18 protein-coding genes are annotated in these 20,054 nt (G+C 65.8%); 9 read left to right on the plus strand and 9 right to left on the minus strand.

Annotated features, from left to right (window positions below):
* Positions 1-4: 4 nt before the first annotated feature.
* The 5 genes from motB to flhD form a co-directional block, all read right to left on the minus strand.
* Positions 5-964 (minus strand): flagellar motor protein MotB, encoded by a 960-nt coding sequence (gene motB, locus AC1RMD_RS03780; protein ID WP_492923780.1) that lies wholly within the window; start codon positions 962-964, stop codon positions 5-7.
* A 45-nt stretch (positions 965-1,009) separates the two neighbouring features.
* The gene (motA, locus tag AC1RMD_RS03785) at positions 1,010-1,870 is read right to left on the minus strand and encodes a flagellar motor stator protein MotA (RefSeq protein ID WP_492923782.1); all 861 of its coding nucleotides are present in this window, start codon (positions 1,868-1,870) and stop codon (positions 1,010-1,012) included.
* A 132-nt stretch (positions 1,871-2,002) separates the two neighbouring features.
* A complete protein-coding gene (locus AC1RMD_RS03790) occupies positions 2,003-2,800 on the minus strand; it encodes a class I SAM-dependent methyltransferase (RefSeq protein ID WP_492923784.1) in 798 nt (265 codons plus the stop codon).
* Positions 2,797-3,342, minus strand: a complete 546-nt coding sequence (gene flhC, locus AC1RMD_RS03795) for a flagellar transcriptional regulator FlhC (RefSeq protein WP_492923786.1) — start codon at positions 3,340-3,342, stop codon at positions 2,797-2,799. The genes AC1RMD_RS03790 and flhC overlap by 4 nt, the downstream gene beginning before the upstream one ends.
* A gap of 21 nt (positions 3,343-3,363) precedes the next feature.
* Positions 3,364-3,681 carry a flagellar transcriptional regulator FlhD gene (flhD, locus tag AC1RMD_RS03800; protein ID WP_492923788.1) on the minus strand — a complete coding sequence of 106 codons (318 nt, stop codon included), beginning with the start codon at positions 3,679-3,681 and terminating at the stop codon, positions 3,364-3,366.
* Positions 3,682-4,270: 589 nt separating this feature from the next.
* Here flhD and kynU point away from each other — a divergent pair.
* From kynU to AC1RMD_RS03825, 5 genes are all read left to right on the plus strand, one after another.
* Complete coding sequence (gene kynU, locus AC1RMD_RS03805) at positions 4,271-5,527, plus strand: kynureninase (RefSeq protein ID WP_492923790.1); 1,257 nt, start codon at positions 4,271-4,273, stop codon at positions 5,525-5,527.
* 29 nt (positions 5,528-5,556) lie between these two features.
* Entirely contained in the window at positions 5,557-6,441 is an 885-nt protein-coding gene (gene kynA / locus AC1RMD_RS03810) for a tryptophan 2,3-dioxygenase (RefSeq protein WP_492923792.1), read from the plus strand.
* A 161-nt stretch (positions 6,442-6,602) separates the two neighbouring features.
* Complete coding sequence (locus AC1RMD_RS03815) at positions 6,603-7,217, plus strand: hypothetical protein (RefSeq protein WP_492923794.1); 615 nt, start codon at positions 6,603-6,605, stop codon at positions 7,215-7,217.
* Between the two features lie 98 nt (positions 7,218-7,315).
* Positions 7,316-7,861 (plus strand): RBBP9/YdeN family alpha/beta hydrolase, encoded by a 546-nt coding sequence (locus AC1RMD_RS03820; protein WP_492923796.1) that lies wholly within the window; start codon positions 7,316-7,318, stop codon positions 7,859-7,861.
* A gap of 32 nt (positions 7,862-7,893) precedes the next feature.
* Positions 7,894-8,496 carry a CHRD domain-containing protein gene (locus tag AC1RMD_RS03825; protein ID WP_492923798.1) on the plus strand — a complete coding sequence of 201 codons (603 nt, stop codon included), beginning with the start codon at positions 7,894-7,896 and terminating at the stop codon, positions 8,494-8,496.
* On the opposite strand, the gene AC1RMD_RS03830 is transcribed toward AC1RMD_RS03825, so the two are convergent.
* From AC1RMD_RS03830 to AC1RMD_RS03840, 3 genes are all read right to left on the minus strand, one after another.
* Positions 8,497-10,488, minus strand: coding sequence for a CocE/NonD family hydrolase (locus tag AC1RMD_RS03830; RefSeq protein WP_492923800.1), 1,992 nt, complete (start codon positions 10,486-10,488; stop codon positions 8,497-8,499). It lies immediately after the preceding gene.
* Between the two features lie 71 nt (positions 10,489-10,559).
* Positions 10,560-12,479, minus strand: a complete 1,920-nt coding sequence (gene htpG / locus AC1RMD_RS03835; RefSeq protein ID WP_492923802.1) for a molecular chaperone HtpG — start codon at positions 12,477-12,479, stop codon at positions 10,560-10,562.
* 80 nt (positions 12,480-12,559) lie between these two features.
* Positions 12,560-14,203: an aminotransferase-like domain-containing protein gene (locus AC1RMD_RS03840; protein WP_492923804.1), complete on the minus strand. Its 1,644-nt coding sequence runs from the start codon at positions 14,201-14,203 to the stop codon at positions 12,560-12,562.
* Between the two features lie 117 nt (positions 14,204-14,320).
* Here AC1RMD_RS03840 and AC1RMD_RS03845 point away from each other — a divergent pair, with 117 nt between their 5' ends.
* From AC1RMD_RS03845 to AC1RMD_RS03860, 4 genes are all read left to right on the plus strand, one after another.
* Positions 14,321-15,289, plus strand: a complete 969-nt coding sequence (locus tag AC1RMD_RS03845; RefSeq protein WP_492923806.1) for a DMT family transporter — start codon at positions 14,321-14,323, stop codon at positions 15,287-15,289.
* Positions 15,290-15,405: 116 nt separating this feature from the next.
* Positions 15,406-15,867, plus strand: a complete 462-nt coding sequence (locus AC1RMD_RS03850; protein ID WP_492923808.1) for a RidA family protein — start codon at positions 15,406-15,408, stop codon at positions 15,865-15,867.
* Positions 15,868-15,967: 100 nt separating this feature from the next.
* A complete protein-coding gene (locus AC1RMD_RS03855) occupies positions 15,968-17,161 on the plus strand; it encodes an aminotransferase-like domain-containing protein (RefSeq protein WP_492923810.1) in 1,194 nt (397 codons plus the stop codon).
* 265 nt (positions 17,162-17,426) lie between these two features.
* Complete coding sequence (locus AC1RMD_RS03860; RefSeq protein WP_492923812.1) at positions 17,427-18,791, plus strand: diguanylate cyclase domain-containing protein; 1,365 nt, start codon at positions 17,427-17,429, stop codon at positions 18,789-18,791.
* Here the strand turns inward: AC1RMD_RS03860 and AC1RMD_RS03865 are convergent.
* Positions 18,769-19,932 (minus strand): hypothetical protein, encoded by a 1,164-nt coding sequence (locus tag AC1RMD_RS03865; protein WP_492923814.1) that lies wholly within the window; start codon positions 19,930-19,932, stop codon positions 18,769-18,771. The genes AC1RMD_RS03860 and AC1RMD_RS03865 overlap by 23 nt on opposite strands.
* Between the last annotated feature and the right edge of the window lie 122 nt (positions 19,933-20,054).

Consider the following 20,054-nt stretch of genomic DNA (forward strand, 5'->3'; position numbering starts at 1 on the left):
TTGCCTATTTGCGCACCGGCGGTCCGGCCGGCGCCGGCGCGGCGGCCGCCGCGCCAGTCGCTTGCGACTGGCCTTCCTCGGCGCCCACCTCCAGCTGGCGGGCGCCGTCGCGCATCACGTTTTCCTCGGTGCGCTTGTTCATCACGATGATGCTGATGCGGCGGTTGATCGGGTTGAACGGGTCGGCCTTGTCCAGGTGGGCGGCCGAGGCCAGCCCCACCACCCGCAGCACCTTGCTGTCGCCCATGCCGCCGGCGATCAGCTCGCGCCGCGAGGCGTTGGCGCGGTCGGCCGACAGTTCCCAGTTGCTGTAGCCGGCGTCGCTCAGATAGGGCGTCGAGTCGGTGTGGCCGGACAGGCCGATGCGGTTGGGCACCTCGTTCAGCACGAAACCGATTTCGTGCAGGATCTCGCGCGTGTACGGTTGCAGCTCGGCCTTGGCCAGCGCGAACATCGGGCGGTTCTGCTCGTCGACGATCTGGATCCGCAAGCCTTCGCTGGTGATGTCGAGCAACAGCTGCTCCTTGTATTTTTTCAGCAGCGGGTTGGCCTCGATCTTGGCTTCGATCTTTTCCTTGAGCGCCTTCAGGCGCTGGTTTTCCTCGGCCTCCAGCGCGGCCTTGGCGGCGGTCAGGTTGAAGGTCTTCTTGATCACCGGATCGTCGCTGGCCTTGACCTGGCCGTCGCGCCGGGTCAGGTCCTTGCCGCCGCCGGGGATCACCGACGAGCTGTCGCCGCTGCCCGAGCCGCCCTGCAGCGCCACCTTGAGCGGGGTCTTGAAGTATTCGGAGATGCCGTTGAGGTCGCCCTTGGTGGTCGAGCCGAGCAGCCACATCAGCAAGAAGAAGGCCATCATCGCCGTCACGAAGTCGGCGTACGCGATCTTCCAGGCGCCGCCATGGTGGCCGCCGCCGCTCTTCTTGATGCGCTTGACGATAATCGGCCGCAAGCCCTCTTCAGCCATGGCGATTCCTTATGGTTGCTGCGGCGCCGCCTGTCATGCGCGCGCTCACTTGGCCTTCGATTTCTTGATATGGTCTTCCAGCTCGGCAAAGCTGGGGCGTTCGGTCGAGTACAAGACCTTGCGGCCGAACTCCACCGCCAGCGCCGGCGCATAGCCGTTCAGGCTGGCGAGCAGGGTGACCTTGACGCACTGGTACATCTTGGTCGACTCGTCGAGCTTTTGTTCCAGCAGGCTGGCCAGCGGACCGACGAAGCCGTAGGCCAGCAGGATGCCGAGGAAGGTGCCGACCAGCGCGTGCGCGATCAGGATGCCCAGCTCGGCCGGCGGCAAGCCCACCGATTCCATCGTATGCACCACCCCCATCACCGCCGCGACGATGCCGAACGCCGGCATGCCGTCGCCCAGCTTGGCCAGCGCATGGGCCGGCACCGCGTGTTCGTGGTGGTGGGTCTCGATCTCGTTGTCCATCAGGTTCTCGATCTGGAACGCATCCATATTGCCCGACACCATCAGGCGCAGATAATCGGTCATGAACTCGACGATGTGATGGTCTTCCAGCACGCTGGGATACTTGCTGAACAGCGGGCTCTGGTCCGGGCTGTCGATATCGCCTTCGATCGACATCAAGCCTTCCTTGCGCACCTTGGACAGCACGTCGAACAGCAGCGACATCAGCTCCATGTACAAGTCCTTGGTGTAGCGCGAACCCTTGAACAGGGTCGGGATCGCGGCCAGCGTGGCCTTGATCGCCTTGGCGTTGTTGCCGACCAGGAAGGCGCCCAGCGCGCCGCCGCCGATCATCACCAGTTCCAGCGGCTGCAGCAGCGCGGCCAGATGCCCGCCATTCATGGCGAAGCCGCCGAACACGCCGACGCAGACCACCACATATCCAATTATGACTAACAAAGTGCCCTGACTCCCCGGTATGAAATCGGCCGGCATCGACCCTAACAATCGCCCGATTTCAATAAATTTACATGTAGAACTACAATAGCGTGACTAGGGGGGAGCGGGCAAGTGATTAACGCTAAATGATGCTTAAAAGTACCATATGTAGAGTGCATCCTCAGCCTCTGTGGCGCGGATGGTCCGGTCGGGCGCACGGGCGTCGATAGCGAATTCGTAGCTGGCCAGCATGGCGCCGGGTCGCATCTCGGCCGCCGCCTTGCGCCACAGGCCGGCCATCGCGGCCGGCGACAGATAGGCGAACACCAGGTCGTAGCGGCCGAAGTCGAGGCCTTCGTAGTCGCCCAGCGTAAAGCGGGCGCGGCTGCCGCTGGCGGCGGCGCGCAGCCGGCTCGCCAGCCACGGCAGCGGCGCCAGCTCGATGCCGCTGCACTCGGCGTCCGGCCGCTGGCGCGCCAGGTACAGCACCAGCCCACCCAGGCCGCTGCCGATGTCGATCACGCGCAGCGGCGCGCCGTCCGCCGCCGGCGGCGGCAGGACTTGACGTACCGCATCCCAGACCGCCGGGCCGGACGGGTAGTACGGCACTTGCGTACGAAAAGTCGACCAATACCAGCCCAGCAACACCAGGAACACCGCCAGGAACAGCCACGACGGCAGCTGCAATGCCTGCGCGGCCAGCAGCGCGGACGGGAACAGCAGCTGGATCGCGCGCCACCACACGGCCAGGCCCAGCTTCCAGGTCAGGCCGGCCGCCAGCAAGCCCTGCACCGCGACCACGCTCCAATAGTCGACCGGTAAACCACAACTGGCCATCACATAAATGATGGCCAGCGTCAGCGGCGCGGCGCCGCATTGGATCAGCAGCGCCCGCACCGCGGGCGCGCGGACGATGCGCGTCAGGTAGGGCTCGGGGCCGGGCCGGCTCACGCGGCCAGGGCGTCGGCGTCGCGCGCCTTCTTGGTCTTGCCGGCGCGCGAAGGCATGTGGCACAGGCCGCAGACATAGCTGCCGTTCAAGTCCATGCAGTTGACCACGAACTTGCCCTGGCACTTGCCGCACGGGGCCAGCTCCAGCATCCTGCCGCTGAAGAAGCGCACCAGGGTCCAGGCGCGCGTCAGCGACAGCAGCGGCTCCGCGCCCGCTTCCGGCGGCATTTGCTCCAGGTACAGCTTGTAGGCCTTCATGACCGCCTCGATGCCGGTGGCGCCGGCGTGTTCGGTCAGGAACTTATGGATATTGATGAACAGCGAGGAATGGATGTTCGGCTGCCAGGTCAGGAACCAGTCGGTGGAGAACGGCAGCATGCCCTTCGGCGGCGACACGCCCTTCAACTCCTTGTACAGCTTGAGCAGGCGCTCGCGCGACAGCGACACTTCCGATTCGAGCAGCTGCAGGCGCGCGCCCAGCTGGATCAGTTCGATGGCCAGCTGGATTTCCTGGGCTTCCGTCACTACGCTCTTCTTGGACATGATACGGCTCCGGCTGGGTGGTCAGGCGATTTCTTCGACGGCCTGGCCGGCCATCAGGATGGCGGCGTGCGACTGGGCCAGCACGCGGTCTTTATTGTAGTTGGTCAGCATCGACAGGATGGCGCCGTCGTCGAAGCGGAAGCGGGCCAGCATCATGTTGCCGCCCGCCAGTTTCAGGATTTGCGCGTTGCTCATGCCTTCGATCAGGTCGGCGATGTCGGCGGCGATGCCAAGGCGGAAGATCGCGGTGACTTTGTCGGCGCGTATCATCTGCTGGGCCAACATCAGGTAGCTCAGGTTGGCGTCGCGAATTTCAGCCATCATATCGTTAGCGGTCATTTCCATCTCCTAGTCCGTTATCTGCACTGCGGAACACATTTGCGTTTCCAGTGAGATACATTCTGCGGGAGCAACAAAAATACGAGTAGAGGATGTACTCCGTATTTTCCGTCCGGAAATAGCGGACACGACCCGTCGGTGTTTGTCTGACAAACACTCGCGGATCGCTCATCCACGCCCTTGCGGCGCGGGCTTCTTAAGGTCCAAGATCTTCAAAAAAGTCCTGTCATGAAACGAAAAATAGTGCAGTTCAGCGACTCTTTTTTGCTACATCTAACCCGGTTACGGCAGCAATTCCAGGAACTTTAGGGTTCCGGTGAAAATAATTTGAATTATTTTCGCCTTCATCTTGCTACCTGACGGCGCTTTTCCGCTCATCATGAAACTGGTAACGGCAGCGTTTTGGGGAACTTTAGGGTTTTTTTGAAAAAAATCGAAAATAATTGAAAAAAAGTCGCCAAGCCAGCATCCATGCGGGTTTGCGGCGGGAGAGCAGACCGTGCAAGGGGTCCTGCCCGGGGTTTTTCAGGTTACACTGGCAACTTATTGAAGCTTAAAGCATTCCACCACCCCGCAAGAAAGTTACATAATGACAACTCGCAACGACTGCCTGGGCCGCGACGCGCACGATCCGCTCGCCGCCCTGCGCGACCAGTTCGACCTGCCCGCCAATGTGATTTATCTGGACGGCAACTCTTTGGGCGCCCGCCCCAAGGCCGCGCTGGCCCGCGCCCAGCAGGTGATCGCCCAGGAATGGGGCCATGATCTGATCCGCAGCTGGAACAGCGCCGGCTGGTTCGACCTGCCCAAGCGCCTCGGCAACCGCCTGGCCCCGCTGATCGGCGGCGCCGACGGCGAAGTGGTGGTCACCGACACCACCTCGGTCAACCTGTTCAAGGCGCTGGCCGCCGCGCTGCACATGCAGGCCAGCGACCCGGCCCCGGCCCGGCATGGACGCCGGGTGATCGTCACCGAACGCTCCAACTTCCCCACCGACATCTATATGGCCCAGGGCCTGAGCGGCTGGCTGGAACGCGGCTACACCGTCAAGCTGGTCGACAGCGTGGACGAACTGCCGGCCGCCATCGGCGCCGACACCGCCGTCGTCATGCTCACCCACGTCAACTACCGCACCGGCTACCAGCACGACATGCGCGCCACCAGCGCCCTGGCGCACGCCGCCGGCGCGCTGGTGGTCTGGGATCTGGCGCACTCGGCCGGCGCGCTGCCGGTCGACCTCAACGCCGACGGCGCCGACCTGGCCGTGGGCTGCACTTATAAGTACCTGAACGGCGGCCCCGGCTCGCCGGCCTTCATCTGGGTGCCGCGCCGGCACCAGGCGCGCTTCCGCCAGCCGCTGTCGGGCTGGTGGGGCCACGCCGCGCCGTTCGCCATGGCGCCCGACTTCGCCCCCACCGACGGCATCGGCCGCGCGCTGTGCGGCACCCAGCCGGTGGTCTCGCTGGCGATGGTCGAATGCGGCCTGGACGTGTTCGGCCAGACCACGATGGCGGCCGTCCGCGCCAAGTCGCTGGCCCTGACCGACCTGTTCATCGAACTGGTCGAGCGGCGCTGCGCCGACCATCCGCTGGGCCTGGTCACGCCGCGCGAACATGCCCGCCGCGGCAGCCAGGTCAGCTTCACCCATCCGCACGGCTATGCGGTGATGGCGGCGCTGATCGCGCGCGGCGTCATCGGCGACTACCGCGAACCGGCCATCATGCGCTTCGGCTTCACGCCGCTGTATACCAGCTTTGCCGATGTCTGGGACGCGGTGGAAATCCTGCGCGACATCCTGGACCGCAAGGACTACAACGTCGACGCCAAGCGCGATGCAGTCACCTGAACGCGCTACCTGATAACGAGATAAATAATATGAGCGATACCAAAGACACCGCCAGCGGCTGCCCGATGCACGCCGCCACGCCCGCCGGCGCCGATCCCCAATGGCACGGCGCGCAAATGGACTTCAGCAACAAGATGAGCTACGGCGACTATCTGGGCCTGGAGCAGATCCTCACCGCCCAGCACCCGCTGTCGCCCAACCACAACGAGATGCTGTTCATCGTCCAGCACCAGACCAGCGAACTGTGGATGAAGCTGATGCTGCACGAAATGCACGCGGTGCGCGCCCACCTGCAGGCGGACGACCTGGCACCGGCCTTCAAGATGCTGGCCCGCGTGGCCCGCATCATGGACCAGCTGGTGCACGCGTGGGACGTGCTGGCGACCATGACGCCGCCCGAATACACGGCCATCCGCCCTTACCTGGGCGCGTCGTCGGGCTTCCAGTCCTACCAGTACCGCGAGATCGAATTCATCCTCGGCAACAAGAACGCCGCGCTGCTCAACGTCCACACCACCGCGCCGGACGCCTTTGCCGTGCTGGACCAGGCGCTGCGCGAACCGTCGGTGTACGACGAAGCGATCAAGCTGCTGGCCCGCAACGGCCTGCCGGTTTCCGCCGAGCGCCTCAACGCCGACTGGACCCTGCCGACCGCCGCCGACGAGTCCGTCCAGAACGCCTGGCTGGAGGTCTACCGCGATCCGTCCCGCCATTGGGCGCTGTACGAACTGGCCGAGAAGCTGGTCGACCTGGAGACCGCGTTCCGCTTCTGGCGCTTCCGCCACGTCACCACGGTCGAGCGCATCATCGGCTTCAAGACCGGCACCGGCGGCACGGCCGGCGTCAGCTACCTGCGCAAGATGCTGGACGTGGTGCTGTTCCCCGAACTGTTCGCCCTGCGCACCGCCCTTTAAGATTGCCGCGGGAATACACACCATGGGTGTACCCCCGCTCTCCTTCTAGCAAACCTGCTGAATTTTTTACTGAATCCTACTGAGTTGAACTTCCTTGGGCTGCTACTGTCTAACTCAGTAGATCCAAGCAAAACTCAGTAGATTTCAGCAAGGAGAACAGCATGGTTGCTACAATGAGTGTGAACGTCTCCCCATCCACCCTATTCGCACTGATGGAGCGGCTGCGCGAGACCGGAGCAAGCATCGATCCGGCCGATGCCGTAGATGCCGCGATCCGCCAGTGGCTCGCGACACCGGGCCACGCACCAGACGCCGCACCGCGCGGCTACCAATGGAAAACGCTGTTCCTGCCTGAGGGCACATGGCTGCGCATGGCCTACCGCGGCGACCATGAATACGCCATCGTCGAAGGCGACCACCTCATGTACAAAGGCCGCGCCATCTCGCCCAACCAATTCGCCAGCGGCTACGCCGACAGCGTGCGCAACGCATGGCAAGACATCTCCATCCGCATGCCCGGCGAAAAGCACTGGAAATTGGCCGGCGTGCGCCGCCGCGAACTGGCGCGCGCAGCAGCAGCAGCAGCAGCAGCAGCAGCAGCAGCAGCGCCTGCGCCCGCCGCCGCCAACGCTCCCGCCGCCCCACCAGCCCCACTCGTCGCCAGCGCGCCGTGCGTAGCGCCGCCCCCGCCCCGCAACACTGACCCCGGCCAAGGCTGGACGGAGCCCGAGCGCAGAAAATTCCGCTTCCGACTTGAAGACGTCGCATTCGATTGAAGACGATTGTCCACGCTTGCGCAAACTGCCAGCGCCGGCAAGAATCGCCCGCCCCGCCGAGTTAAGATCAATACCATCTTACCCAGCAAGGAAAACGCATGGACTACGAAATACTGACCCTGGCCGGCCTGTGGAACTCCGGCCCCGCCCACTGGCAAACGCAATGGGAAGGCAAGCACCCGGGCTGGATCCGCGTGCCGCACCGCGACTGGGAAACGCCCGACCGCGACGACTGGGTGGCCGACCTCGAAGTCGCCATCGCCCAGTGCAAGCGCCCGCCGGTGCTGGCCGCGCACAGCCTGAGCTGCTCGCTGGTGGGCCGCTGGGCCGCCTCCGGCTCGCGGCTGAAGATCGCCGGCGCCTTCCTGGTCGCCCCCAGTGACACCGACGCCCCCGGCTATCCCGACTGCACCACCGGCTTCCAGCCCATGCTGCTGGAGCGCCTGCCCTTCCCCAGCCTGGTGATCGCCAGCAGCGACGACCAGTACGTCAGCCCGCAGCGCGCCCGCCAGTTCGCGCAAGCCTGGGGCAGCGACTACGTCGAGATCGGCAACGCCGGCCACATCAACGGCGACGCCGGCTACGGCCGCTGGCCCGAAGGCGAACAAATGCTGCTGAACTTCTGCGCAGGTCTCCCCCTCTAACCATTGCATCACGCACCATGGAGGGAACAAAAATGAACCAGCGTATCCGCAACTGCGCGGCGGCCGCAGGCCTGCTGCTCACAGCCTTGACGGCCAGTGCCGCCGGCTACACGGCCATCCTCACCGGCCCGAAGGAAGCACCGCCCAACAGCTCCACCGGCATGGGCGCGGCGTTCGTCAAGTTCGACGCCACCAGCCACATTCTTGAAGTGAGCGTCGCCTTCGGCGGCCTGCTCGGCCCCACCACCGCCTCGCACATCCACTGCTGCACCGCCACGCCGGGCGCCGGCACCGCCGGCATCGCCACCGAAACGCCGACCCTGGACGGCTTCCCGCTGGGCGTGACCAGCGGCGCCTATGCCAACACCTACGACACCTCGCTGATGGCCAGCTGGAACCCCAGCTTCATCAGCAGCCACGGCGGCACCACGGCCGGCGCCGAATCGGCGTTCGCCGCCGGCCTGGCCAGCGGCGAGGCCTATCTCAACATCCACAGCAGCCTCTACCCCGGCGGCGAAATACGCGGCTTCCTGACGGGCACGGCCCCGCCGGTGCCCGAACCGGCCATGTTCGGCATGCTGGGCCTGGGCGTGCCGGTCGCGCTGCTGATGGCGCGGCGCCGCCGCCAGCGCTGACTAGCGCGTCGCGCCGACCAGCGGCAACTCGATATAGCTGTCGTGGTAGACCCGCTGGGTCGCTTTCTTGTAGTCGGACGGCTGGGCGTAGAAGATATTCGGCACAAAGGTCTGCGGGTTGCGGTCATACAGCGGGAACCAGCTGGACTGCACCTGCACCATGATGCGGTGGCCCGGCAGGAACACGTGGTTGGCGGTCGGCATGGCGAAGGTATAGGGCAAGGCCGTGTTGGCGGCGATCGGCCTGGCCGTCGCCAGGCTCTCGCGGTAGCGGCCACGGAAGATATCGGCCGACACCATCAACTGGTAGCCGCCCATCTCCGGTTGCGCCGCCACCTGGTCCGGATAGACGTCGATCAGCTTGACGACCCAGTCGGCATCGCTGCCGCTGGTCGAGGCCAGCAGGTGCGCCACCGGTTCGCCGCTGATCTTCACCGGCGCCGTCAGCACGTCGCTCGTGTAGCTCAGCACATCGGTGCGGCCGGACGCCTCGCGCTGGTCGTCCACCAGCCAGCGCGGCCAGCTCTGGCCCTTGGCCTCGTCATAACCATACGGCGCGATCGGCCGCGCGCGGAACGGCACCGGCTTGCCCGGATCGGACACATATTCATCGAACGCGCTGCGTTGCGCCGGCGCGGAGGCCGGCCGCGACGCCTCGTTGGTCAAGTTCAGCCGGGCATTGGCCGCCAGCTTCAACGTGGCCGGCGCGATCGCGCAGCCGCTGACGCAACCACTAGGCCAGCTGTTGAGCGAACGCCATTTATTGGTGCCGGTCTCGAACGCCGACACCGGCGCGATCTGCGCCGCCGGCGCGTCGTCCTTCAGATTGCGGTCCAGGAAAGGCCGCAATATCTCTTGCCGGAAGTGCAGCGCCGTGTCGCTGTTGAAGCGCAGCGCGCCCAGCCGGCTGCCGTCGCCGATGGCGCCGCCGTGATTCCACGGCCCCAGCACCAGGAACACCTTGTTGTCCTTGTCCTGCGGCTTGATCGCCTTGTACACCGCGATGGCGCCATAGATATCCTCGGCGTCCCACAGGCTGTGCACCAGCAAGGTCGGCACCGTCACCGGCTGGCGCGCCAGGATCTGGTCCATCGCCTGCGCGCTCCAGAACGCGTCATAGCTCGGATGGGCGACGATCTTGCGCCAGAAGCCGCTCTGCTCCAGGCCACGCCGGCGCGCCAGCGCACCCGCCGAACCGGCGCGCAGGAAGGTATCGTAGTCGTCGAAATGGCTGCTGTACCACTTGGCCTCGTTGCGCCGCGTGACCACCTGCTCCAGCACATACGACAGGTTGATCTGCCGGAACCCGCCGTGGTGGAACCAGTCGTCGCCGCGCCAGCCGTCCACCATCGGGTTCATCGGCACCGCCACCTTCAGCGCCGGATGCGGGTTGACCAGCGCCATCAGCGGCAGGAAACCGTCGTAGGAAATGCCGATGATGCCGACCTTGCCATTGGTCTCGGGAATATTCTTGACCAGCCACTCGATGGTGTCCCAGGTGTCGGTGGCGTGGTCGACCGGGGTCGGATTGAGCGCGCTGCCGCTCAGCGGCCGGTTCATCACGTAATCGCCCTCGGAGCCGTATTTGCCGCGCACATCCTGCACCACGCGGATGTAGCCGCCCGCGGCGATGACGTCGGCCGCATTGTCATAGCCCTGCAGCATGGACTCCATCTGCGAGCTCTCGTTGTGGCTGGTCAGCTCGGCCGCGCTGTAGGGCGTGCGCGTCAGCAGGATGGGGGCGTTGCGCGCCTTGCGCGGCACGATGACCACGGTATTGAGCCTGACACCGTCGCGCATCGGCACCATCACACTGCGCTTGACGTAGTCCAGCCCGTCGATCGGCGCCTTGAACTCGTCAGGCGTCTCGCTGGGCAGGGCGGGATACAAGGGTGCGGCCGCGACGCCCGGCGTCGATGCCGGCAGCTGGGCCGGAACGGCGGGAGCGGATACGACAAGGGCGCCAGTCAGCGCCCAAAGGATCTTTTTCATGTACATCCCGGAAGTGTGCCAGTGAAAACCTAAAATAGCACAACTTCCGGGACCGGTCCTACCAACTTGCCTTACTTGCTGGCCCCGTTCAGCAGCATCTCGTTCAGGCGCTTGACGAAGGTGGCCGGATCGCTCAGCGAACCGCCCTCGGCCAGCAAGGCCTGGTCGAACAGGATGTTGGCCCAGTCGCCGAACGAACTGCCAGCTTCTTCATACTTCAGGCGCCTCACCAGCGGGTGGTTGGGGTTGATCTCCAGGATGGGCTTGGACTCCGGCGCGCTCTGGCCGGCCGCCTTCAGCATGCGCAGCAGGTTGCCCGACAGCTCATGCTCGTCCGCCACCAGGCAGGCCGGCGAATCGGTCAGGCGGAACGTCACGCGCACGTCCTTGGCCTTGTCCGACAAGGCTTCCTTCATCTTGCCGACCAAATCCTTGTACGAAGTCTCGGTCTCTTCGTGTTCCTTCTTCTCGGCTTCGTCTTCCAGCGCGCCCAGATCCAGGCCGCCCTTGGCCACCGACACCAGCTCCTTGCCTTCGAACTCGGTCAGGAAGGACAGCATCCATTCGTCCACGCGGTCGGTCAGCAGCAGCACTTCCACGCCCTTCTTGCGGAAGATCTCCAGGTGCGGCGAGTTCTTGGCGGCGACGTAGTTATCGGCCGTGACGTAGTAGATCTTGTCCTGGCCTTCCTTCTGGCGCGCCACGTACTGCTCCAGCGAGACGTTCTGCTCGTCGTTGTCGTTGGCGGTCGAGGCGAAGCGCAGCAGCTTGGCCAGGCGGTCCTTGTTGGTCGCGTCCTCGCCGATGCCCTCTTTCAGCACCTGGCCGAATTCCTTCCAGAAGGTGACGTACTTGTCCTTCTTCTCCTGCTCGTCGGCGTTCGCCAGTTCTTCCAGCATGCCGATCACGCGCTTGGTCGAGCCGTCGCGGATCACCTTCACATCGCGCGACTCCTGCAGGATCTCGCGCGACACGTTCAGCGGCAGGTCGGCCGAATCGATCACGCCTTTCACCATGCGCAGGTAGGCCGGCATCAGCTGCTCGGCGTCGTCCATGATGAACACGCGCTTGACGTACAGCTTGATGCCGCCGCGCTTGTTGCGGTCCCACAGGTCGAACGGCGCCTTGGCCGGGATGTACAGCAGCTGCGTGTACTCGCTGCGGCCTTCGACGCGGTTGTGCGTATGCGTCAGCGGCGCCTGGAAGTCGTGCGACACGTGCTTGTAGAACTCTTCGTACTGCTCCGGCGTGATGTCCGACTTGTTGCGGGCCCACAGCGCGCTGGCCTGGTTGATGGTTTCCAGTTCGTCCTTGACGACGGTTTCCTTCTTCTCCTCGTCCCACTCTTCTTTCGCCATCACGATAGGCAGCGAGATATGGTCGGAGTACTTGCGGATGATGGACTTGATCTTCCACGACGACAGCAGCTCGTCCTCGCCTTCGCGCAGGTGCAGGATGATGTCGGTGCCGCGGCCGGTCTTCTCGATCTGCTCGATCGAGTAATCGCCCTCGCCGGCCGATTCCCAGCGCACGCCTTCGGCGGCGTCGGCGCCGGCGCGGCGGGTTTCAACGGTGATCTTGTCGGCGACGATGAAGCCCGAGTAGAAGCCCACGCCGAACTGGCCGATCAGGGCCGCGTCCTGCTGCTGGTCGCCCGACAGCTTGCCGAAGAATTCCTTGGTGCCCGACTTGGCGATGGTGCCCAGGTGCGAGATCGCCTCGTCCCGGCTCATGCCGATGCCGTTGTCGGAAATGGTGATGGTGCGCGCGGCCTTGTCGAACGATACCTTGATCTTCAGTTCATGGTCGTTGCCGTACAGGGCGTCGTTGTTGATCGCCTCGAAGCGCAGCTTGTCGGACGCGTCGGACGCGTTCGAGATCAGCTCGCGCAGGAAAATCTCTTTGTTCGAGTACAGCGAGTGTATCATCAGCTGCAACAGCTGTTTCACTTCGGCCTGAAAACCCAGGGTTTGCTTGTCTTGATCTGCCATCTTGAGAGCCTCAATAGTCTTGTGGTGAATGTGATTAAAAACGCAAAGGTTTGACGAAAGTGGGGATTATAGGAGAGTTTTCAAGAGCGGCCCAATTCTCTTTCGAGGAAGCGCCACACGGCCGGCTCCTGCATCGCCGCCACGTTCAGCCGCATGCGGGTCGACGGCAGCTGCTTGGGTGAGAACAGGCTGCCCGGCGCCAGCAGCAGGTTGTGCGCCATCGCCTTTTCGGTCAGCACATTGGTGTCGCAGCCGGCGTCGGCCCACACGAACATCCCGGCCGGCGACGCCACATCCACCTTCAGCCCGACCCGCTCCATCTGGCGGATGGTCTTGGCGCGGATCCCGTCCAGCCGCGCGCGCACCCGGTCCGTATGCTTGCGGAACAGGCCCTCCGACAGCACCTTGTACACCACCCGCTCGCCGATGTCGCTGGTGGTGAGCATGGTCAGCATCTTGCGGTCGGCCAGGCGCTCGGCCCGTTCCGGCGACGCCGCGATATAGCCCACCCGCAGATTGGCCGCCATCGTCTTGGAAAAGCCGCCCAGGTAGATCACCCTGTGCAGCTGGTCCAGCGCCGCCAGCCGCGTGGCCGGCTGCACCGCGCTGCCCGGATGCAGGTCGCAATAGATGTCGTCCTCGACGATGAGAAAATCGTGCTCCTCCGCCAGCCGCAGCACCTGGAAGGCCTTGGCCGCCGACAGCGAGGTCGAACTCGGGTTGTGCAGCACCGAATTGATGATGTACAGCTTGGGCTGGTGCAGCGCCGCCAGCTCCGCCAGCTGCGCGATGTCCGGGCCGTCGGCCAGGCGCGGAATGCCGACCACCTTGGCGCCCAGCGCCGCGAACGAGCCGAACATCAGGAACCAGGCCGGATCGTCGACGAAGATGGTGTCGCCCGGCCGCGTGAACTCGCGCGCCACCAGGTCCAGCGCCTGCGTCACGCCGGCGGTGGTGACGATCTGCTCCGGCGCGGCGGCGATCTCCAGCTCGGCGAACTTCAGCTGCAACTGCTGGCGCAGCGGCAAAAAGCCCTGCGGCACGCCGTAGCTGACCAGCAGGTTGGGATGCTGCCGGCTGACCGCGCGCAGCGCATTGGCGATGGCCGCGCCGTCCAGCCAGTCGGGCGGCAGCACGCCGGTGCCCGGCATTTGCCCGTACGGCATCTGGCGGAACATGTTCCGCACCAGCCAGACCACGTCGATCGGCTTGGCGCCGATGTGCTGGCGCTCGCGTTCGCGCTCCGCCTCCGCCGCGCGCCGCCGGCCGCCCGGCCGCCGCTGCGCCAGGTTCAGCTCCATCGCCGCCGGCTCGCGCACGAAGAAGCCGGCGCCGCGGCGCGACTCCAGGTAGCCCGACGCCACCAGCTTGTCGTACGACGCCACCACCGTGAACGCCGACACCGCGTGCGCCGCCGCGAACGCGCGGATCGACGGCATGCGGGCGCCGCCGCGCAGCAGGCGGTCGTCGATGCGCGCCGTCACCGAGCGCACGATCTGGTCGATCAGCGTCTCGCCCGACTCGCGCGACAGCAGTCCCAGCACCATCCCGGATGACGGCGTCTTCTCCGCCTTGCCCGCCGCCGCCCGTCCGCCACGTCCGGCCGGCGCAGCCGGATTGGCCGCGGCGCGGGCGTCGGCCGCCGCCAGCGCATCGGCCACCGCCTCCGCCGCAGCCGACGCGGCGGCGCCCAAAAGTGAAGTGCGCGCGCGTGTATTGGTCATTTTACCGTCACAGTATGAGAAATTATGTGCACAAGTGTACTGGCACTGTACTGGTTTTGTCACGTAGCATACATCCATACCGCTTATAACCATATTGATAACGCCACGGAGACCCGCATGACCCACAGCGCCCCGCCGCCCGCCGCCGCCATCATCGCCACCCGCCCGGGGCTGAGCGACGAAACCACCGGCATGTTGCTCGGCCTGGTCGCGGTCGCCATCTTCAGCCTGACCCTGCCGTTCACCCGGCTGGCGGTCGGCGGCGGCGGCCCGGCGGGCGCCGGCCTCAGTGCGGGCCTGTCCCCCACCTTCGTCGCCCTCGGCCGCGCGCTGGTGGCCGCGGTGCTGGCCGGCGGCTGGCTGGCCTGGAAGCGCGCGCCGCTGCCGCCGCGCTCCGCCCTGCTGCCGCTGGCGATGGTGGCCGTCGGCTGCATCATCGGCTTCCCGTGGCTGACCTCGATCGCCATGCGCAGCCTGCCGGCCGCCCACGGCGCCGTGCTGGTCGGCATCCTGCCGCTGGCCACCGCCGTCTTCGGCGCCCTGCTGGCCGGCGAAAAGCCGTCGGCCGGCTTCTGGATCATGGCCAGCATAGGCTCGGCGCTGGTGGTCGGCTTTGCGCTGGGCCAGAGCGGCGGCAGCCTGCAGCTGGCCGACCTGGCGATCTTCCTGGCCGTGCTGCTGGCCGCCATGGGCTACGCCGCCGGCGGCCGCCTGTCGCAAACGCTGGGCGGCCAGCAGACCATCTGCTGGGCGTTGCTGCTGTCGGCGCCGCTGCTGCTGCCGCTGGTGGGCTGGCTGTGCTGGCGGGAAGGCCCGCAACTGGCCGCCGCCGGCGCCGCCGCCTGGACCGGCTTCGCCTACGTCTCGGTGTTCTCGATGTTCATCGGCTTCTTCTTCTGGTACCGCGGCATGGCGCTGGGCGGCGTGGCCCGGGTCGGCCAGGTGCAGCTGGTCCAGCCCTTCCTGACGCTGCTCGGCGCGGCCATGGTTTTGGGCGAGGCGCTGGAATGGCCCACTATCGTTTTTGCAATTGCCGTCATCGCCGTGGTGGGTGCCGGCCGCAAAATGCAGGTAAAACGGGGCTAAAACCGTAGACTATCTTGATTTTGCCGCGTTTGCGGGCACGCCCTGCCGCTGACGTACAATATCGGTCTTGGCTATGCAGCAGCACCCCGAACACCCCTTACTTTTTGGATAATCACATGTCTGTCTACGAAAAACTGAAAGCGCTCGAGATCACCCTGGCCGCACCCGCCACCCCGGCCGCCGCCTACGTCATGTACGCCCAAACCGGCAACCTGGTGTTCCTGTCGGGTCATATCGCCCGGCGCGCCGACGGCAGCGTGTGGGCCGGCCAGCTGGGCAAGAATATCGAGACCGCCGAAGGCAAGGCCGCCGCGCGCGCCATCGCCGTCGACCTGATGGGCACGCTGCAAGCGGCCGTCGGCGGCGACCTGACCCGCGTCAAGCGCATCGTCAAGGTCATGAGCCTGGTGAACTCCACGGCCGACTACACCGAACAACACCTGGTCACCAACGGCGCCTCCGAGCTGCTGGGCGAAGTCTTCGGCGAAGCCGGCAAGCACGCCCGCTCGGCCTTTGGTGTCGCACAAATCCCGCTTGGCGCCTGCGTCGAAATCGAACTGATCGCGGAAGTCGCGTAAGCGGGCGGCCTCTTATCCGAGGTCGTTCCTTTTATAAGAGCACGCCACAAGCGGGCTTGTTGAATAGCCGGCAGCGCCGGCATCCTCTAGTGAGACATGTATGAAAATCGAAAACCCCAATCCGATCCAGTGGCGCTTCTCCGAACGCGCCGACCAGCTGCAATCGTCGTTCATCCGCGAGATCCTGAAGATCACCCAGCAGCCGGAGATCATCTCCTTCGCCGGCGGCCTGCCGTCGCCGCTGACCTTCCCGATCGACGAAATGAAAACCGCCTTCGACAAGGTGTTGAGCGAAAACGGCAAGGTCGCGCTGCAATACGGCCCGACCGACGGCTACCTGCCGCTGCGCCAGTGGATCGCCGACTCGCTGTCGACCAACGGCGCGAAAATCGTGCCGGAACAGGTGCTGATGACCTCCGGCTCCCAGCAAGCGCTGGACCTGCTGGGCAAAGTGCTGATCGACGAAGGCAGCCGCGTGCTGGTCGAAACGCCGTCCTACCTGGGCGCGCTGCAGGCGTTCTCGGTCTACCGTCCTGAATTCAAATCGGTCGCCACCGACGAACACGGCCTGGTGCCGTCGTCGCTGGACGCCGTCGCCCAGGGCGCGCGCCTGCTGTACGCGCTGCCGAACTTCCAGAACCCGACCGGCCGCACCCTGTCCGTCGAGCGCCGCCTGGAGCTGGTGGAAACCTGCGCCCGCCTCGGCCTGCCGCTGATCGAGGACGACCCGTACGGCGCCCTGAGCTACAAGGGCGACCCGCTGCCGAAGATGGTGGCGATGAACCCGGACGGCGTGATCTACATGGGCTCCTTCTCCAAGGTGCTGACCCCCGGCATCCGCCTGGGCTACGTGGTCGCCCCGCTGCCGCTGGTGCGCCGCCTGGAGCTGGCCAAGCAGGCCGCCGACCTGCACACCTCGCAGCTGACCCAGATGGTCGTGCACGAAGTGATCAAGGACGGCTTCCTGGAGCGCCACATCCCGAAAATCCGCACCCTGTACGGCGACCAGTGCCAGGTCATGCTGGACGCCATGGCCCAGCACTTCCCGGCCGGCGTCGAATGGACCAAGCCGGAAGGCGGCATGTTCGTCTGGGTCACGCTGCCCAAGCACATCGACGCCATGAAGCTGCTGGACGAAGCGATCGCCCAGAAGGTCGCCTTCGTGCCGGGCTCGCCGTTCTACGCCAACGAGCCGGAGACCAACACGCTGCGCCTGTCCTTCGTCACCGTGGCGCCGGACCGCATCCGCACCGGCATCGAGATCCTGGGCAAGCTGATCGCCGCCAAGATCTAAGTCATCATACCTTTCGTGGGCGGCGTTCGCCGCCCACGCCCCCGCCGCGAATACAACACCGCCCCGCCAGCTTTATCACCAAAAGTAACGAAAACCGGGCAAAGCAGTAACATCCCATCAACAATAAGCAAGCCAGTCCCCGGTTGGTGTCGCATCGCCGTCACTTCCGAAGAAATCCTCAAATATCGGCATATTTTTTTTCACCCACAGCCGAGCTGAAGCGTTATGATTTGAACGGATAGTCACTCTCAGATCAGGCCAGCCTTTGTTCAACCCAGTTCCCCATCCCATCCTTGCCACGCGGCGCGATGCCGCGATACTCATAGTGGACGACGCGCCGGAGAACCTGAGCGCACTGCGCAAGCTGATGGTCCAGCAGGGCTACCAGACCTTCGTCGCCACCTCCGGCGAACGGGCGCTGAAGATCGCCCGCCGGGTCCATCCCGACCTGATCCTGCTCGACGTCATGATGCCCGGCATGGACGGCTTCGAGACCTGCCGCCAGCTCAAGAGCCACGCCGCCACCCAGCGCATCCCGGTCATCTTCATGAGCGCGCGCACCGAGACCGAGGACGTGGTGGCCGGCTTCGACATCGGCGCGGTCGACTACATCGGCAAGCCGCTGCGCATGGCCGAAGTGTGCGCCCGCGTGCGCACCCAGCTGCAGATCCGCAGCAAGAGCGAGACCCAGGAAGAACAGGCCGAGCGCCTGCGCACCATCGTCAACAACATGGCCGAGGGCCTGCTGATCATCGAAGCGGACGGCCGCATCCAGTTCACCAACCCGGCCTGCGACAAATACCTGGGCTACCAGGAAAACGAACTGGCCGGCCGCGCCATCGCCGACCTGCTCAACCCCATGGTGGCGCAGGAATACCTGGACTACTTCGACCGCTACGCCGCCGCGCCGGAGACGGCGCACAGCCACGGCACGCGCGAAGTGATCATCCGCCACCGCAACGGCAGCTCGGTGTGCATGGACCTGACCTTGACGCCGATGTACCTGCGCCAGCCGCTGTTCATCGGCCTGCTGCACGACATCACCCACCACAAGCAGTCGGAGGACGCGCTGCAGCGGGCCGCCATGGTCGATCCGCTGACCATGATCGCCAACCGCCGCCACTTCGACACCTTCCTCGAAAAGGAATGGCAGCGCGCCATGCGCAGCGGCCAGCCGCTGTCGCTGGTGGTGCTGGACGTCGACCACTTCAAGCTGTACAACGACACCCTGGGCCACCCGGCCGGCGACGCCTGCCTGCAGCAGGTGGCGCAGGCGATCGCCTCGCACGCGCTGCGCCCGACCGACCTGGCGGCGCGCTACGGCGGCGAGGAGTTCGTGCTGCTGTTCGCCGAGACCGACGGCGACTCGGCCCACCTGCTGGCCGAATCGATCCGCGCCCACGTCGAATCGCTGCAGATCCCGCATCCGCGCTCGACCACCTCGGCCTGGCTGACGGTGAGCATCGGCGTGGCCACCATCGTCCCGCACCAGCTCGACAACACCGAATCGCTGTTCGTCGCCGCCGACCGCGCCATGTACGTCGCCAAGGAAGGCGGCCGCAACCAGGTGCAGGCCACCCGGACCGGCAGCGCCGCGATGGAGGCGGTCAAGGCGCTGGTGATGCGCTGATCCGGCCGTGGCCGCGCAGGGCCTTGAGCCCGAGCGGCACGCTGGCCGCCAGCGCCAGCAGCGAAAACAGGATCACGCCCCAGCCGCCCAAGCCCTGGAACAGCGCCCCGGCGCCGACCGTGCCCAGCGCCACCGCAGCAAACGTCACCACCACCGATTGCGACAGCAGCGTGCCGTTGCTGTCGCGCGCCGAAATAAAACTGTTCAGCACCGCCATCACGGTATAGAAGGCGGCGTTCAGCGCCAGCTGGGCGATGAAGAAAGCCGCCGCGCCGTGCGCGGTGAAGAAACCGGCCACCGACGCCGACATCACCGCCAGCGCCGCCATCACCGTCAAGCCACGTCGCGCCGCCAGCGCCGGTATCGCCGGCACCACCGCGCCGAAGAAACCCAGCAGCGACGACAGCGACAACAACATCCCCGTGGTCGGCAAGGACAGGCCGATACGCTCGCCCTGCAAGGCCGACACCGCCCACACGCCCGCTTGCACGCTGTAGACGCCGACGAACACGCCCCACGCCAGCCAGATCTCCGCCCGGCCGCGCCGCCGGCCCGCATACACCTCCGGCAGCGGCGCCGGCATCAGCACCGGCACGCGCACCGCCCCTGCTCCCAGCACCGCCGCCAGCAGCGCCAGGCCGTACCAGATCCCGCTGCCATCGGCCACGCCGGGCAGCAGCGACAGCAGCGTGAACACCCCCGCCACCGCCAGCCCGGAAAGCAGCAGCACCACGCCCCACAAACGTTCCGCATCGCGATGGCAGGCCAGGCAGATGCCGACCATGACGATCATCTGCGCCTCGCAGAACCCGGCCGCGAAGCGCGCCGCCGCGAACGCCGGCGCCGACACGATCAACGCCGACAGCACCTGGCTCCACACCAGCAGCACCAGCGCGGCGGCCGTGAGCCGGGACGGCCAGCGCCGGGCCAGCGCCGGCAGCACGATGCAGCCGGCCAGCATGCCCAACATCTCCGCCCCGGCCAGCATGGTGGCCTGGCCCTCGTCCAGCCGCAGGCGCGCCATCGCATTGGTCACCAGCAGCGGCATCATGGTGGTGCCGCCTATGCCCAGCGCCCAGCAGCAGGCCAGGATCAAGGTGGGGCGGGCAGGTCGCGCGGGCTGCGCTGGCGTGATGATCATCGGTTCTCCAAGGTATGCGGCGACTCCGCGCGCCGTAACCAAGCATACGACGGCGCCGCGCCGTGGCAGGTCCAAAACGGCCAGAAAGAGACATCCAAACGGCCATTTCCGCCCGGGACGCC

The organism is Duganella sp. GW822-FHT06D06, assembly GCF_058799615.1.